The sequence below is a fragment of the uncultured Ruminococcus sp. genome, assembly GCF_946415235.1.
GTDB lineage: Bacteria > Bacillota > Clostridia > Oscillospirales > Ruminococcaceae > Ruminococcus.
The window spans coordinates 1-14465 of record NZ_CAMKRR010000018.1; the positions used below are offsets into that span (position 1 = coordinate 1).

The window sequence follows — 14465 nt, forward strand, 5'->3', positions numbered from 1 at the left end:
AGTAGTCTTTCCTGCACCGTTCCTGCCTACCATACCGTAAATAGCGCCTTTCGGAACATTTATGGTCAGGTTGTCAAGGGCTTTGAATTTACCGTATGACTTGCAAAGATTTTCTGTCTGTAGAATGTGATCCATATTGTCACCTTCCTGCTGTACTTATTTCAGAAAGTTTGCATTTTTTTTAACAAACTCACTGTATACAAAAAGGCGGTCCTGCATAAAGCACGACCGCCTATAGTCGTTATTATTGATTCACTACGAAATTATTCGTTGATCTTTGTAACAACGCCTGAACCAACTGTTCTACCACCCTCACGGATAGCGAAACGGAGTCCCTCTTCGATAGCGATAGGAGTGATGAGCTCAACGTCCATAGCAACGTTATCGCCAGGCATGCACATTTCCTTATCAGCAGGGAGAGTTACAACACCAGTAACGTCAGTTGTTCTGAAGTAGAACTGAGGTCTGTAGTTGTTGAAGAAAGGAGTATGACGTCCGCCCTCTTCCTTCTTCAGTACATAAACCTGACCGCTGAACTTTGTGTGTGGGTGAATTGAGCCGGGCTTACAAAGAACCTGTCCACGCTCAACCTGGTCTCTTGTGATACCACGGAGAAGAGCACCAACGTTATCACCAGCCTCACAGAAGTCAAGAGTCTTTCTGAACATTTCAAGACCTGTAACAACTGTGTTGAGCTTCTCGTCAGAAAGACCAACGATCTCAACAGGCTCGTTTACGTTGAGCTTTCCACGCTCTACTCTACCTGTAACAACAGTACCACGGCCGGAAATTGTCATAGTATCCTCGATAGGCATAAGGAATGGCTTAGCATCGTCTCTCTCAGGGCTTGGGATGAACTCATCAACAGCGTCCATGAGGTCGAGGATTGGCTTGTAAGCAGGATCGCTAAGATCATCTGGAGCTTCGAGAGCCTTAAGAGCAGAACCCTTGATGATAGGAGTATCATCGCCAGGGAAGTCATAGCTTGAGAGAAGGTCACGGATGTCCATCTCAACGAGCTCGAGGAGCTCTTCGTCGTCAACCTGATCAGCCTTGTTCATGAATACAACGATTGCAGGAACGCCAACCTGACGAGCGAGAAGGATGTGCTCTCTTGTCTGAGCCATAGGGCCATCAGAAGCAGCAACAACGAGGATAGCGCCGTCCATCTGAGCAGCACCTGTGATCATGTTCTTAACGTAGTCAGCGTGACCTGGGCAGTCAACGTGAGCGTAGTGACGCTTGTCTGTCTCGTACTCAACGTGAGCTGTATTGATTGTGATACCACGCTCTCTCTCTTCTGGAGCCTTATCGATCATATCGTAAGCCTCATACTGAGCCTGACCCTTCAGAGCGAGAGTCTTTGTGATAGCAGCAGTAAGAGTAGTCTTACCGTGGTCAACGTGTCCGATTGTACCAATGTTTACATGGGGTTTGGTTCTTTCAAATTTAGCCTTAGCCATTGGGAAATTCCTCCTTAGAATAGATTTCAGAAATCTGTATATATTATTATATCAGATTATTTTGGTAAATTCAAGTGTTTCAGTAAAAAAATTATAGCTGAACCACGTGATTTTATTAATTATGCCCGTTTTACACATTATCCCGCATAAAACGGGCGGAAATATCAATTAGTTCTTAGCTCTGTTAGCCATGATCTTCTCAGCGATGCTCTTCGGAACTTCCTCATAGCTGTGAGGCTCCATTGTGTACTGTCCACGGCCCTGAGTATTTGAACGGAGGTCGCTTGTGTAACCGAACATTTCTGAAAGCGGAACGAGAGCGTCTACCTGGATAGAGCCTGATCTTGACTCCTGTCCCTGGATCTGTCCGCGGCGTGAGCTGAGGTCACCGATAACTGTTCCGAGGTAATCATCAGGAACGATAACTGCGACCTTCATAACAGGCTCCATGAGAACTGCGTTAGCCTGCTTGAGAGCTTCCTTGAACGCGATAGAACCTGCGATCTTGAATGCCATTTCCGAAGAGTCAACTTCGTGGTATGATCCGTCGTAAAGCTCTACCTTAACGTCAACTACCTCGTAGCCTGCAAGGATACCAGCCTTCATAGCGCCCTGGATACCTGCGTCAACAGCAGGGATGTACTCCTTCGGGATAGAACCGCCGACAACAGCATTTGTGAATTCATAGCCCTTACCTGACTCGTTTGGAGATACTCTGATCTTAACGTGACCGTACTGACCCGAACCACCTGACTGCTTCTTGTACTTGTAGTCGATATCTGCATTGCCCTTGATAGTTTCCTTATATGCAACCTGAGGAGCACCTACATTAGCCTCGACCTTGAACTCACGGAGGAGACGGTCAACGATAATGTCGAGGTGAAGCTCACCCATACCTGCGATGATAGTCTGACCTGTTTCCTCGTCAGTCCATGTCTTGAAGGTAGGATCCTCTTCAGCAAGCTTTGCCAGAGCGATACCCATCTTTTCCTGGCCTGCCTTTGTCTTTGGCTCGATAGCGAGCTGGATAACAGGCTCAGGGAATTCCATGGATTCGAGAATGATAGGATGCTTTTCATCACAGAGTGTGTCACCTGTGGTTGTATTCTTAAGACCAACTGCTGCGGCGATATCGCCTGAGTAAACAGTTGTGAGGTCTTTTCTGTGGTTAGCGTGCATCTGAACGATACGTCCGAAACGCTCCTTGCTGTCCTTGGTAGCGTTGAGAACAGAGTCGCCCTGATTTACGACACCTGAGTATACACGGAAGAACGCAAGCTTACCAACAAACGGGTCTGTAGCGATCTTGAATGCGAGAGCCGAGAATGGCTCAGTATCGGAAGAAGGTCTCTCCTCTTCCTGCTCAGTGTCGGGATTTATGCCCTTGATAGCGGGAACATCGAGCGGTGAAGGCATATAGTCGATGATAGCATCGAGGAGCTTCTGAACGCCCTTGTTCTTATATGAAGTACCGCAGGTTACAGGAACCATGTGGTTAGCGATAGTAGCCTTTCTGATGCAGGTCTTGATCTCTTCCTGAGAGAGCTCGCCCTCTTCGAAGTATTTCTCCATGAGTGCTTCGTCCTGCTCGGCAACGTGCTCTACCATTTCATCGTGGTACTTCTGTGCGATCTCCTTCATATCATCGGGGATATCCTCCACCTTGATATCTGTACCGAGATCGTTTGTATAGATGTAAGCCTTCATCTCAACGAGGTCGATGATACCTCTGAATGAGTCCTCAGAGCCGATAGGCAGCTGGATCGGAACGGCATTACATTTGAGTCTGTCCTTCATCATGTCGATAACATGATAGAAATCGGCACCCATGATATCCATCTTATTTACATAAGCCATACGGGGTACCTTGTAGTTATCAGCCTGTCTCCAAACGGTTTCAGACTGAGGCTCAACACCGCCCTTTGCACAGAGAACTGTTACAGAGCCGTCGAGTACACGGAGTGAACGCTCAACCTCAACTGTAAAGTCAACGTGGCCTGGGGTATCGATGATGTTAAGTCTGTGGCCTGCCCAGTAGCAAGTAGTAGCAGCTGAAGTAATTGTGATACCTCTCTCCTGCTCCTGCTCCATCCAGTCCATAGTAGCGGAACCTTCGTGTGTTTCACCGATCTTGTGGTTAACACCTGTGTAGAAAAGGATACGCTCTGTGGTAGTGGTCTTACCTGCGTCGATGTGGGCCATTATGCCGATATTTCTTGTATTTTCAAGTGAACAATCTCTTGACATAATTTACTCCTTTTACAAAGACGCTTACCAGCGGTAGTGAGCAAACGCCTTGTTTGCCTCTGCCATCTTGTGAGTATCGTCACGCTTCTTGCAGGCACCGCCTGTGCCGTTGAGAGCGTCGAGGATCTCACCTGCGAGTCTTTCCTTCATTGTCTTCTCGTTTCTCTCTCTGGAATACTTTGTTATCCAGCGGAGTCCGAGAGTCTGACGTCTTTCGGGGCGGACCTCCATAGGAACCTGGTAAGTTGCACCGCCGAGACGGCGAGCCTTTACCTCGAGCTCAGGCATGATATTTTCCATAGCCTGCTCGAACACCTCAAGAGCGTCCTTGCCTGTCTTTTCAGCTACGATCTCAAATGCACCGTAAACTATTTTCTGCGCTACGCCCTTCTTACCGTCCAACATGATATTGTTTATCAGACGTGTAACGAGCTTTGAATTGTATACAGGATCCTGTAATACATCACGCTTTGCGATTTTACCTCTTCTTGGCATTTTCGCTTCCCTCCTTCATATAGATTGATGAATTCATAGGTACTCAAACCATGTCGGTTACTGCCCTTTGACGGCATACCTTCGCCGACAGGTGTGTCAGGAGCCAATGCAGAGGATCTATCGAAACAAATCTATATGATCTCCGCATTACCCTGCGGTAGTAGTTAGCCTATATTAATGAATGAACGGCTTTTCATGCAGTCAGCCGCAAACTGCTGTGAAGCATTCTCTTACTTCTGCTTGGGCTTCTTGGCACCGTACTTGGAACGAGCCTGATTACGGTTAGCAACGCCCTGAGCGTCGAGAGTACCTCTGATGATGTGGTAACGCACACCGGGGAGATCCTTTACACGTCCGCCTCTGATGAGAACAACGCTGTGCTCCTGAAGGTTGTGGCCGATACCCGGGATGTAAGATGTAACTTCGTAACCATTTGTGAGCTTAACTCTGGCGATCTTTCTCATAGCTGAGTTAGGCTTTTTAGGTGTAGCAGTTCTTACAGCTGTGCAAACGCCTCTCTTCTGAGGTGAGCTCAGGTCGATCTGTACCTTCTTCTTTGCATTGTAACCCTTCTGGAGAGCAGGAGCTGTTGACTTGGTCTCAAGATCCTTTCTACCCTTACGAACGAGCTGGTTAAATGTAGGCATATTTTTCCTCCTTTTCATTATGATAATGCACCGTTACCCTCAAAAGGGTATAAAATCAGCGCACTGATATATTATACCCAAAAAAAGGCGGCTTGTCAAGGGGATACCTCAAAAAGCCGTCTTTTTTGTCATTTTTTCCATTAATATCGTTATTTTAGCCATGGATACTTAGCTATTTTTTCAGCCACTCCTGCATATCCGATACTTTTCCGCCGCTTGACAGATAAGCATAGTAGGAAAGCACCCTTGAAGCGTCAACAGCGTCTATCACTCCGTTATGGTCGATATCCGCCGCAAGCACCTGTTCCCTGCTGAAGCTTCTTATCTTGCCCGAGGAGAGAGCCGCATACTCCGAAAGTATGGTGCTCGCGTCCACAGCGTCCACAAGTCCGTTGTGGTTTACATCGCCCAGCTTCCAGCCGTCGGGCAGATCATTTGCCTTGGCGGCAGTTGTGGTCGTAGTTGACGTTGTCGTCCTTGATGTGGTCGTTTTCTTGGTGGTCGTTGTTGTGGTGGTAGTTGTCGTAGTTGTTTTCCTTGTAGTCGTTTTAGTGGTCGTTTTCTTGGTTGTAGTTGTGGTCGTAGTAGTTGTTGTAGTGGTAGTAGTAGTGGTTGTTGTTGTCACAGGAGCATTTACGGTCACGGATACGTTAGCGTAAGCGTATACCCACTCTCTCAGCTCCTTGTTGTAGGACTTGTACGTTATGAGAAGCACCTTTATGCCGGGGGTCTTATTGTCATAGCCGCTGATACCGTATCTTTCAGGGTGAGAAGATACCTCGTCGCCGCTGTACTTTCTTACAGTGCCGCTGCTGTCCGTATGATATACGTCAACCAGCAGTCCTTCGAGGGAAAGCTCCTCCCCAACCTTATACATAGTCTTGTTCGGCATTCCCACCACCTTTATCTCCGCAGTATAATGCGGATCGGCAGTAGTCGTCACCTTTGTCGTCGTTGTAGTCGCGGTGTTCGGCTTTGTCTGAGTGGTTTTCGGCGGCGACGTAGTTGTTGTCGTAGTTGCGGCAGTTGTCGTAGTCGTAACAGGTCTCAGCACCCTGATATCGAAGCTTACGGAATCCGACTGCTCACCCTCGCGGTATGTGAGCTTTATGTAGAAAAATCCCGCAGTCTGAGGCTCAAAGTTAGTCTCGAGCTTTAACCTCTTATCGGTCATGGGCACAGCCTCGGACACTTCCTTGCCGTCGTGATTGGTGTGGCCTATCCTTACAGATCCGCCGTTAAGGTCGATATTCTCACCGAAAGCATACTCCAGCTTATCGGGATATTTAATTATTTCAATAAACGGCTTTGGCGCACGGGTAGTTGTCAGCGGTACATATACCGTTGTCTGAGTGGTCGTGGTGGTCGTCCTTGACGAGGTGGACACGGTAGCTGTAGTGACGGGAGCTTTTACCTCAACTTCCAGCTCTGTATGCGCCGTTGAGCCCATGAAGTTATAGGTAAACCTCAGATTGTATTTTCCGGGGCGCATACTGTCAAAGCCGTTCATATCCAGACTGATCCCATAGCGTCCGAAATCCGTATTTGCCATGCCTATCTCGTCCAGCTCCACAGTCCTTGACGTACCGTCGCTGTACTTTTCGGTATAGGAGCGTTTAAGCATACCGCCTTCAAGATTGAGCTGTTCGCCCATGGTATATGTGGTCTTGAAGGGTCTGAAAACCATGTCAAGACCTGCGCTGACACTTACTATATAAGGCGCTGTCGTTGTTGTGGTAGTGGTAGTCGTAGTAGTTGTAGTTGTCATAGTCGTTGTTGTAGTTGTCGCAGTCGGTTCAACGACCTCTACCTCAAGCTCTGTCTGCGCTGTATAGCCCATGTAGGTATACCTGAATATCAGCTTGTACTTTCCCGGCTTCATGCTGTCGAAACCGTTCATATCAAGAGTTATGCCGTAGCGGCTGAAATCCGTATTTGCCATGCCTATCTCGTCAAACTCGGTGGTCTTTGTCGTTTTGTCGCTGTATCTCTCGGTATAATAGCGTTTGAGCATACCGCCTTCAAGATTGAGCTGTTCCCCCATATTATACCGTGTCTTGAAGGGTCTGAACGCAACCTCGATACCTGCATTCACGCTTACCAAAAAAGGCGTGGTCGTCGCGGTCGAGGTCGTTGTAGTCGTAGTTGTTGTCGTGGTCTGGATCGACGTGGTATGTGCAGGTGCAGAGCCGAGGCTCTGGAACCTGTATCCGTAGTTATTGGCGAAGGACTGAGCCTTTGAGCCGTTATAGCCGCAGATGGCTCCGTTATAGGTATAGACTGCATTGTACTGTGAACCGCTGCTGCTTATGGTCTCTTTGCCGCCTCTTATCTCGGTATTGATGCCATAGAAATTTATCGACTGCAATGAGGAGCAGTTCTTGAACGCGCCCTGTCCCAAAAACTCAACTTTTTCAGGTATATCCACAGACCTGATCGAGCCGCAGTTTGCAAATGCCAGTCTGCCTATATATTTCGCCGTAGACGGTATGGACACTCCCGTCAGCCTGCTCATATTCGCAAAAGCGCAGGGACCTACCGACGCGACACCCTCTCCTATGCTCACCTCGGTAATATTGCTGCGGTCTGCATTCCACGGGACAGCGGCTATGGTATCGAACTCATACATCTCTCCGCTGCCCGTAATGATAAGCCTGCTTCCCTGTATCTCCCAGTTCACATTAGCTCCGCATTTTCCCGAGGAAGGCGCTACCGCCCCTGTTCTTTGCGAAATACTGATATCTGTGAGCTTCATTTTCTCAGCCGAGACAACGGGAGCAGTTACCGATGAAAAACCTATAACTGCCGACATTAAAGCGGCGACTATCTTTTTCATGTCCTATTCTCCAATCCAAATTATCTGTTTTTCCGAAACCTCGGACGCTTACTTTTTAATAAACTCCGATAACGCTACCTTCTGTCCGCTTCCCGAAGATACATACGCATAGTACGAGAGTATCTTTGACGCATCTACAGCATCTATGAGGCTGTTTACGTCAACATCTGCGGCTTTTTTCTGATTATCACTGAAGCTTCCCTTTATATTCGATGATACTTTTGCATATTCCGAAAGGACCATGCTCGCGTCAACGGCATCTATAAGGCCGTCGCTGTTCACGTCGCCGAGCTTCTGATCCTTAACAGGCGGTACGGTTGTCGTAGTAGTTGTTGTTGTCGAAGTTGTACTTGTTGTGGTAGTCGTTGTAGTTGTAGTTGTGGTCGTACTTGTTGTCGAAGTTGTGGTATCCTGCTGTGCCGAGCCTATAGTGCGGAAATTCCTGCCATAATTGTTTGCATAGCTCTCAGCCTTTGAGCCGCTTACGCCGTATATCGTTCCGCTGAACGAGTATGCCCCGTTATACTGTGTACCCGTGCTGGTTATGGTCTCTGTTCCGCCTCTTATCTCGGTATCCTTACCGCGTATCGTGATTGACTGCAATGATGAGCAGTTCTTGAAAGCGCCCTTTCCAAGATACTGAACGCCCTCAGGTATATCCACAGAAGCAAGAGAACTGCAGTTGGAAAAGGCTATCCTTCCGATATACTTTGCCGTGGAAGGGATGCTGACCTTTGTGAGCTGGCTCATATTCGCAAAGGCGCAGGGTGCTACAGAAGCAACGCCCTCTCCTATCTCGACCTCGGTCACAAAAGACCTGTGTGCATTCCACGGAGCAGCGGCAATAGTATCGAATTCATACATCTCTCCGCTGCCTGTGATGACAAGCTTGCTTCCCTGAAGCTCCCATCTCACATTGTCTCCGCATTTTCCCGAGGTAGCCGCTTGTGCTTCCACATTATGCGGGATAACCGCATCGAAGCCGCCTGTGCCCAGCGCCCCTGCGGGCAGAGCAGTCATTGCTGCCATTCCAACAGTCACAGATAATATTGCCGATACGATCTTTTTCATGATTTATTCCTCCTTTTCGGGCGATCACAGCCTCCCCGAGCCGCATCGCCGTTATATACTCACCTTTTTCTCGGTACGAAAAGCATAATGAGAGGATATATCTCCAAACGGCCGAGAAGCATATCAAAGCAGAGCACTACCTTTGAAAAGGCGTTCAGTCCGCCGAGATTTCCCGCAGGGCCGAATCTTCCCACACCGAAGCCTATATTGTTCATACAGGTTATTACAGCCGATGTTGATTCCTCAATGGAAAAGCCGTTGAGAGTTACCAGCAGCACCGATATGCACATAAGCATGATGAACAGTATGAGATAATTGCTTACACCGCGCACAACGTCCTTTTCTACGGGCTTTCCGTCCATTTTTACTGTGGAAACCGCACGCGGATTTGTGATGTATTTGAGTTCCTTGATACCCGTCTTTATGAGTATCATTATTCTCGAGACCTTCATTCCGCCGCCTGTCGAGCCCGCACAGGAGCCCACGAACATGAGCATGAGCAGAAGAGTCTGTGAGAAAACAGGCCATTTCGCCGTATCTGTGGTGGAAAAGCCTGCCGATGTTATGGTTGAAGCTACCATAAAGAAGGTATGTCTCAGTGTATCGCCCACGCCGTCGTACAGCCTGTGTACGTTCAGGGCGATTATGGCCGTAGCCGCGATTATAACGCCGAAATAAGTCCTTACCTCCTCATTCTTGTAAGCAAGCGAGAACTTCTTTATCAGCAGATAATAGTAAAGGTTGAAGTTTACACCGAAAAGTATGATAAAGGTCGCTACGACCATTTCGATGTAAACGCTGTTGTAGTGTCCGATGCTGTCTCCCCATATGGAGAAGCCGCCCGTACCTGCCGATGAACAGGCGTGTATCACCGCGTCATAGAGCGGCATACCGCCGAGCATGAGCAGCAGAGCTTCCGAAACAGTAAGGGTTATGTAAATACCGTAAAGGATACGCGCCGAAAACCGTGATTTCGACACAAGTCTGCCGACTTTCGGTCCTGCACACTCTGCGCGCATCATATGCATGGTACGTGAATCGTTGCTCGACATAATTGCAAGCACGAACATGAGGACTCCCATACCGCCCAGCCAGTGGGTAAATGCCCGCCAGAAAAGGCATGAGCGCGTCATGGCTTCTACGTCCGAAAGTATAGTCGCGCCCGTTGTGGTAAATCCCGAGACTGTCTCAAAAAGAGCGCTGGGGTAGTCCTTTATCTCACCCGATATAACGAAAGGCAGAGCGCCTATGCAGGACATGGTCACCCACGACGCCGCAACGCTCACGAAGCCCTCCATTGAGTATATAGCGTTATTTTTCGGCTTTGATATCGTAAAGCCTATGCCTATGGCCATTGTTATCGCAAAGGGTATGCCGAATGAAGCGATAACGTGCTGTTCCCCGTAAATAAATCCCACGATTACGGGCAGAAGCATAAAAAGTCCCACGACCTTCAGTATCTGACCCATAATATAAGATACCATTCTGTAATTCATAAGATATCAAGCGCACTCCTCAATCAAAAATATTGCTAAGGTCGTGCATTCCCTTTGTGGTAGTCACGACAACAACGCTGTCATTGAGCATGAGACAGTCGTCGCCCTTCGGTATGATGAGGTCGTTGCCTCTTACGATACTTGCGATAAGGATACCGCTCCTCAGCTTCAGCTTTTTCAGCGGAACCTCCAAATAGTCCTTTTTGTCGCGGACTACGAACTCTATAGCCTCAAGTCTGTCATTTACCAGTCTGTACAGCGTAGTAACATTGTTTCCGAGGGAATTCTGCTTTGCACGCACATACTGGAGTATCTGGTTTACCGTGATGGTCTTCGGTGATATGATACTGTCAAGGTCGAGGGTGTCCGAAAGCTGCATGAGTGACATCCTGTTTACCTTTGTTACCACCTTTTCCACGCCGTTGTTCTTTGCAAGGAGTGAAAGGAGTATATTCTCCTCGTCGATGCCCGTAAGGGTAACTACAGCGTCCGCGTCGTAAACGCGCTCCTCCTCGAGGATATCGTGGTCTGTACCGTCGGCGCATGAGATATCCACCTTGTTGAGCCTGTCTGAAAGCTCAAGGCAGCGCTCGTGGTCTATCTCTATGATCTTCACCTTTACGCCCATTTCTATGAGCTGCTGTGCAAGATGATAAGCCACACGTCCGCCGCCGATAAGAACGGCTCTCTTTACGCGCTTTTCGCGGTATGCAGCGCTGATGCTCTTGAAGAACTTTACCATATTGCTGTGCGAAGCCGTCATGTGTATCTTGTCTCCCGCACGGAGAACGAAATTGCCGTTAGGTATAGTGAGCTCCTCGCCGCGCTGTACAGCGCAGATAAGGACATCGAGCCTGAGCCTGCGCGATAACTGGCTGAGGGCAACTCCGTCGAGTATGCTTCCGCTGGTTATCCTTATCTCGGCAAGATCGACTCTGCCCTTTGCGAAGGACTCTATATTTATAGCCTCGGGATAGCGAAGCACCTTTGCTATCTCGTTTGCGGCGTTATAATCGGGGTTTACCATCATGCTGATACCAAGCTCCTCACGCATGAATACCAGCTGCTTGTCGAATTCGGGGCTGCGTACACGGGCTATACAGTGGCGGACTCCCATCTTCTTTGCGATAAGACAGGTAAGGATATTCACCTCGTCCGAAGCCGTGACCGCGATCATTATATTAGCCTTTGAAACATTCGCTTCCTCAAGTACCTCCGTCTGAAGGCAGTTTCCTACTATGCCCATGACGTCGAAATCATTTGAAGCCGCCTCAACAAGGGCTTCCTTCTTGTCTATGATAGTGATATTGTGTTCACTGCTGAGGACATCGGCAAGGGAAGACCCCACCTTTCCGCAGCCTACGATTATAATATCCATAGTTCCTCCGTAATAGAATGTATATATAAATATGTAATAAGCTGTTGCGATTACTGAAAATCAGCCTGACATAAAAATTTTCGTGCTTTGAATACAGTTAGCGGCAACAGCCGCCTGCGGCTGTTATTGCATACAACTTAATTATAATCCCGTCATAGTTTTTTGTCAATAGCATGACTGTTAAGAAACAATGAATTATCCCGATTTATCAGTATCTGCTCACTGAGCCTTATACTTCTCCTCCAGCCATTTTATCATGGCGTCAAAGCCCTCCTGTGTATTATCGAACTCCTCCTCGTGCTCAATCTCTGCTTTCATGGAGCAAAGTCTGCCGTGCCATGTCATGCATTTCAGTTTTTCGCCGTTGACGATCTTATAGGAAAAATCGCCCTTGCTGCCCGAAAAGTCGTTGCCGCTCTCAAAATAATAGTACTTAGGTATCTCGAATATCTCGGAAACACTCATTTCACCGAGCTCCTTTCAAAAAATTCAACAGCCATATCGAGACTGTCATACACCGCCGACAGCTTCGGCTCAAGCTCCTTGTCGGGCTGCGTCATGTCGGGGATCATTATGGCATGGCAGCCTGCCGCATGAGCAGCGGTTATGCCGTTTGGCGAGTCCTCGAATGCCACACACTCCTGCGGCGGCAAGTCAAGCTCCCTTGCGGCTGTCAGGTATATATCGGGATCGGGCTTGCCGTTGGTTATCATATCTCCGCAGACCATAGCCGAAAAGTAGTCATAAGCTCCGATGATATGCAGATATTCCTCTGTCCTGCTGCTGGGAGTAGCCGTCGCCACAGCCATTTTTATCCCCCTGCCGCGGAGATAGTCAAGCAGGGTGAAAAGTCCCTTTTTGACCTCTATCCCGTTTTCGTTTATGTAGTCCCGCATAAGCTCCGTGCGGTGAGCACGTATCTCCTCGGTGGGGCAGTCCTCTCCGAGAAAGCTCTTTATCTTGGGGATTGAGTACTTTCTTGCCATACTGCGGATAGCATAGACGTGCTCGGGCTTCATGTCATAGCCATAGTCCTTTGCCGCCAGTACCCAGAATTTGAGATAGAGCTTTTCGGTGTCTATCATAAGACCGTCCATATCGAAAATAGCGCCTTTGAGATTGTTCATTATATCGTCCTTTTTAATTTTGTTAGTGATTTGTTGTCAGTGCTTAGTGTAGGGGCGCACAGCGTGCGCCCGCAAATACACAACGTCAGCCGCGACACGGGCGAACACTGTTCGCCCCTGCATTCTCAGCTCTGAACTCATTAAGAAAGCAAGGGCGGAAGGATTCCGCCCTCACTTTAATATATAAGAGAATTACCAGTTTATCATCCAGTTGTACATACCCTCGTACTGACGTGCGGAGCTGTTCCATGAGAAGTCCTGCTCCATGGCTCTCTGCACCATCTTGTCCCACTGCTTGCGGTGGTTGAAGAATACGTTCTTTGAATAGTTTATTACCTTCAGCATCTCGTCGCCGTTGAAGTTTGCGAATGAGAAGCCGTTTCCCGTACCGTCAAACTCATTGTAAGGCTGTACGGTGTCCTTGAGGCCGCCTGTTTCGCGTACTATAGGCAGAGTGCCGTATCTGAGGGCGATGAGCTGAGTAAGACCGCAGGGCTCGAACAGCGACGGCATAAGGATAGTATCCGCCGCAGCATATACCTTATGAGCCAGTTCATCATCATAGAGGATATTAGCCGATACTCTCTCGGGATACTTCCACTGATAATGCCTGAACATATTCTCATACTTCGGGTCGCCCGTGCCTATTATCACAAACTGCGTATTTTCATCGCAGATACGCTCCATTGCATAGTTTACGAGGTCAAGGCCCTTCTGGTCGGTAAGACGTGATATTATAGCCGTCATGTACTTGCTCTTGTCCTTCGGCAGACCGAGCTGTTCCTGCAATTTCACCTTGTTGTCGGATTTCTTTGCCTTGAAGCTCTTTGAGTCGAACTTGACGAATATCTTTTCATCATTTGCAGGGTCGAACACCTTATAGTCTATGCCGTTGAGTATGCCCCTCAGCGAAGCCGAGCGCGCACGGAGAAGTCCGTCGAGCTGTTCACCGTAGAAAGGATATTTTATCTCCTCGGAATAGGTCTCCGATACAGTAGTGATATAGTCCGCATAGACAAGACCGCCCTTGAGCATATTCGCGTCCTTGTTGAATTCCAGCTTATCCGACGTGAACATATAATCGGGCAGAGCCGTATTGTACTTGAACGTCTCGATATCCCATATTCCCTGGAATTTCAGGTTATGGACAGTCATTATTGTTTTCGTTGCACTGTAAAACGGATTTGTTGCAAAGGCGGAGTGCAGGAAAACAGGTATAAGTGAAGCCTGCCAGTCGTGACAGTGGATTATATCGGGACGGAAGCCGATAACGGGCATTATGGCAAGCACTGCCTTGCAGAAGAAGGTAAAGCGCTCGATATCCCATCTCAGGTCTGGAGAATAAGGAGTATCACACTTGAAATAGTACTCATTGTCCACAAAATAGAACCTGATACCATTGTATTCATACTCCATTATACCGACATGGACGCCCTCGCTCCTCATGCCGTAATCCATATAGAAATGGTGAACGTACTTGAATTCATTCCTGTATTTATCGGGTATACAGGTATAGTAAGGCATAATAACTCTTACATCATACTGTTTTTTGTCGATGTACTGCGGAAGCGCTCCGACTACGTCAGCCAGACCGCCTGTCTTTATAAACGGAACGCACTCTGAAGCGGCGAACAGAATATTATTCATAGCATATCTCCTTATCCATCATATTTGTTACAGCCCCTGCCTGTAACCTCATAATTAT

12 protein-coding genes are annotated in these 14465 nt (G+C 48.1%); all 12 read right to left on the minus strand.

Features of this window, described 5'->3' with window-relative positions:
• The coding region (locus Q0R37_RS05900; protein WP_294752458.1) for an ATP-binding cassette domain-containing protein at positions 1–135 on the minus strand (135 nt) is incomplete at its 3' end.
• A gap of 128 nt (positions 136–263) precedes the next feature.
• Positions 264–1463 carry an elongation factor Tu gene (tuf, locus tag Q0R37_RS05905; RefSeq protein ID WP_294752403.1) on the minus strand — a complete coding sequence of 400 codons (1200 nt, stop codon included), beginning with the start codon at positions 1461–1463 and terminating at the stop codon, positions 264–266.
• A gap of 168 nt (positions 1464–1631) precedes the next feature.
• Entirely contained in the window at positions 1632–3710 is a 2079-nt protein-coding gene (fusA, locus tag Q0R37_RS05910; RefSeq protein ID WP_294752404.1) for an elongation factor G, read from the minus strand.
• Between the two features lie 24 nt (positions 3711–3734).
• Positions 3735–4205: a 30S ribosomal protein S7 gene (gene rpsG, locus Q0R37_RS05915; protein WP_009983569.1), complete on the minus strand. Its 471-nt coding sequence runs from the start codon at positions 4203–4205 to the stop codon at positions 3735–3737.
• Positions 4206–4435: 230 nt separating this feature from the next.
• Positions 4436–4852, minus strand: a complete 417-nt coding sequence (rpsL, locus tag Q0R37_RS05920) for a 30S ribosomal protein S12 (RefSeq protein WP_294752406.1) — start codon at positions 4850–4852, stop codon at positions 4436–4438.
• A gap of 172 nt (positions 4853–5024) precedes the next feature.
• Positions 5025–7688 carry a leucine-rich repeat protein gene (locus Q0R37_RS05925; protein ID WP_294752408.1) on the minus strand — a complete coding sequence of 888 codons (2664 nt, stop codon included), beginning with the start codon at positions 7686–7688 and terminating at the stop codon, positions 5025–5027.
• Positions 7689–7736: 48 nt separating this feature from the next.
• On the minus strand, positions 7737–8759 hold the full coding sequence (locus Q0R37_RS05930; RefSeq protein WP_294752410.1) for a leucine-rich repeat protein: 1023 nt from the start codon (positions 8757–8759) through the stop codon (positions 7737–7739).
• 59 nt (positions 8760–8818) lie between these two features.
• Positions 8819–10255 (minus strand): TrkH family potassium uptake protein, encoded by a 1437-nt coding sequence (locus tag Q0R37_RS05935; RefSeq protein WP_294752411.1) that lies wholly within the window; start codon positions 10253–10255, stop codon positions 8819–8821.
• Between the two features lie 19 nt (positions 10256–10274).
• Entirely contained in the window at positions 10275–11633 is a 1359-nt protein-coding gene (trkA, locus tag Q0R37_RS05940; RefSeq protein ID WP_294752413.1) for a Trk system potassium transporter TrkA, read from the minus strand.
• A 219-nt stretch (positions 11634–11852) separates the two neighbouring features.
• On the minus strand, positions 11853–12098 hold the full coding sequence (locus Q0R37_RS05945; protein ID WP_294752415.1) for a hypothetical protein: 246 nt from the start codon (positions 12096–12098) through the stop codon (positions 11853–11855).
• Complete coding sequence (locus Q0R37_RS05950) at positions 12095–12760, minus strand: HAD family phosphatase (RefSeq protein WP_294752417.1); 666 nt, start codon at positions 12758–12760, stop codon at positions 12095–12097. Before Q0R37_RS05950 ends, Q0R37_RS05945 begins: the two co-directional genes overlap by 4 nt.
• A gap of 192 nt (positions 12761–12952) precedes the next feature.
• Complete coding sequence (glgA, locus tag Q0R37_RS05955) at positions 12953–14407, minus strand: glycogen synthase GlgA (RefSeq protein ID WP_294752418.1); 1455 nt, start codon at positions 14405–14407, stop codon at positions 12953–12955.
• Between the last annotated feature and the right edge of the window lie 58 nt (positions 14408–14465).

What these genes read in the sequence shown, in the direction of transcription:
- tuf (WP_294752403.1), bottom strand. Translation starts at nt 1,463, where the DNA reads ATGGCTAAGGCTAAATTTGAAAGAACCAAACCCCATGTAAACATTGGT.
- fusA (WP_294752404.1), bottom strand. Translation starts at nt 3,710, where the DNA reads ATGTCAAGAGATTGTTCACTTGAAAATACAAGAAATATCGGCATAATG.
- rpsG (WP_009983569.1), bottom strand. Translation starts at nt 4,205, where the DNA reads ATGCCAAGAAGAGGTAAAATCGCAAAGCGTGATGTATTACAGGATCCT.
- rpsL (WP_294752406.1), bottom strand. Translation starts at nt 4,852, where the DNA reads ATGCCTACATTTAACCAGCTCGTTCGTAAGGGTAGAAAGGATCTTGAG.
- Q0R37_RS05925 (WP_294752408.1), bottom strand. Translation starts at nt 7,688, where the DNA reads ATGAAAAAGATAGTCGCCGCTTTAATGTCGGCAGTTATAGGTTTTTCA.
- Q0R37_RS05930 (WP_294752410.1), bottom strand. Translation starts at nt 8,759, where the DNA reads ATGAAAAAGATCGTATCGGCAATATTATCTGTGACTGTTGGAATGGCA.
- Q0R37_RS05935 (WP_294752411.1), bottom strand. Translation starts at nt 10,255, where the DNA reads ATGAATTACAGAATGGTATCTTATATTATGGGTCAGATACTGAAGGTC.
- trkA (WP_294752413.1), bottom strand. Translation starts at nt 11,633, where the DNA reads ATGGATATTATAATCGTAGGCTGCGGAAAGGTGGGGTCTTCCCTTGCC.
- Q0R37_RS05945 (WP_294752415.1), bottom strand. Translation starts at nt 12,098, where the DNA reads ATGAGTGTTTCCGAGATATTCGAGATACCTAAGTACTATTATTTTGAG.
- Q0R37_RS05950 (WP_294752417.1), bottom strand. Translation starts at nt 12,760, where the DNA reads ATGAACAATCTCAAAGGCGCTATTTTCGATATGGACGGTCTTATGATA.
- glgA (WP_294752418.1), bottom strand. Translation starts at nt 14,407, where the DNA reads ATGAATAATATTCTGTTCGCCGCTTCAGAGTGCGTTCCGTTTATAAAG.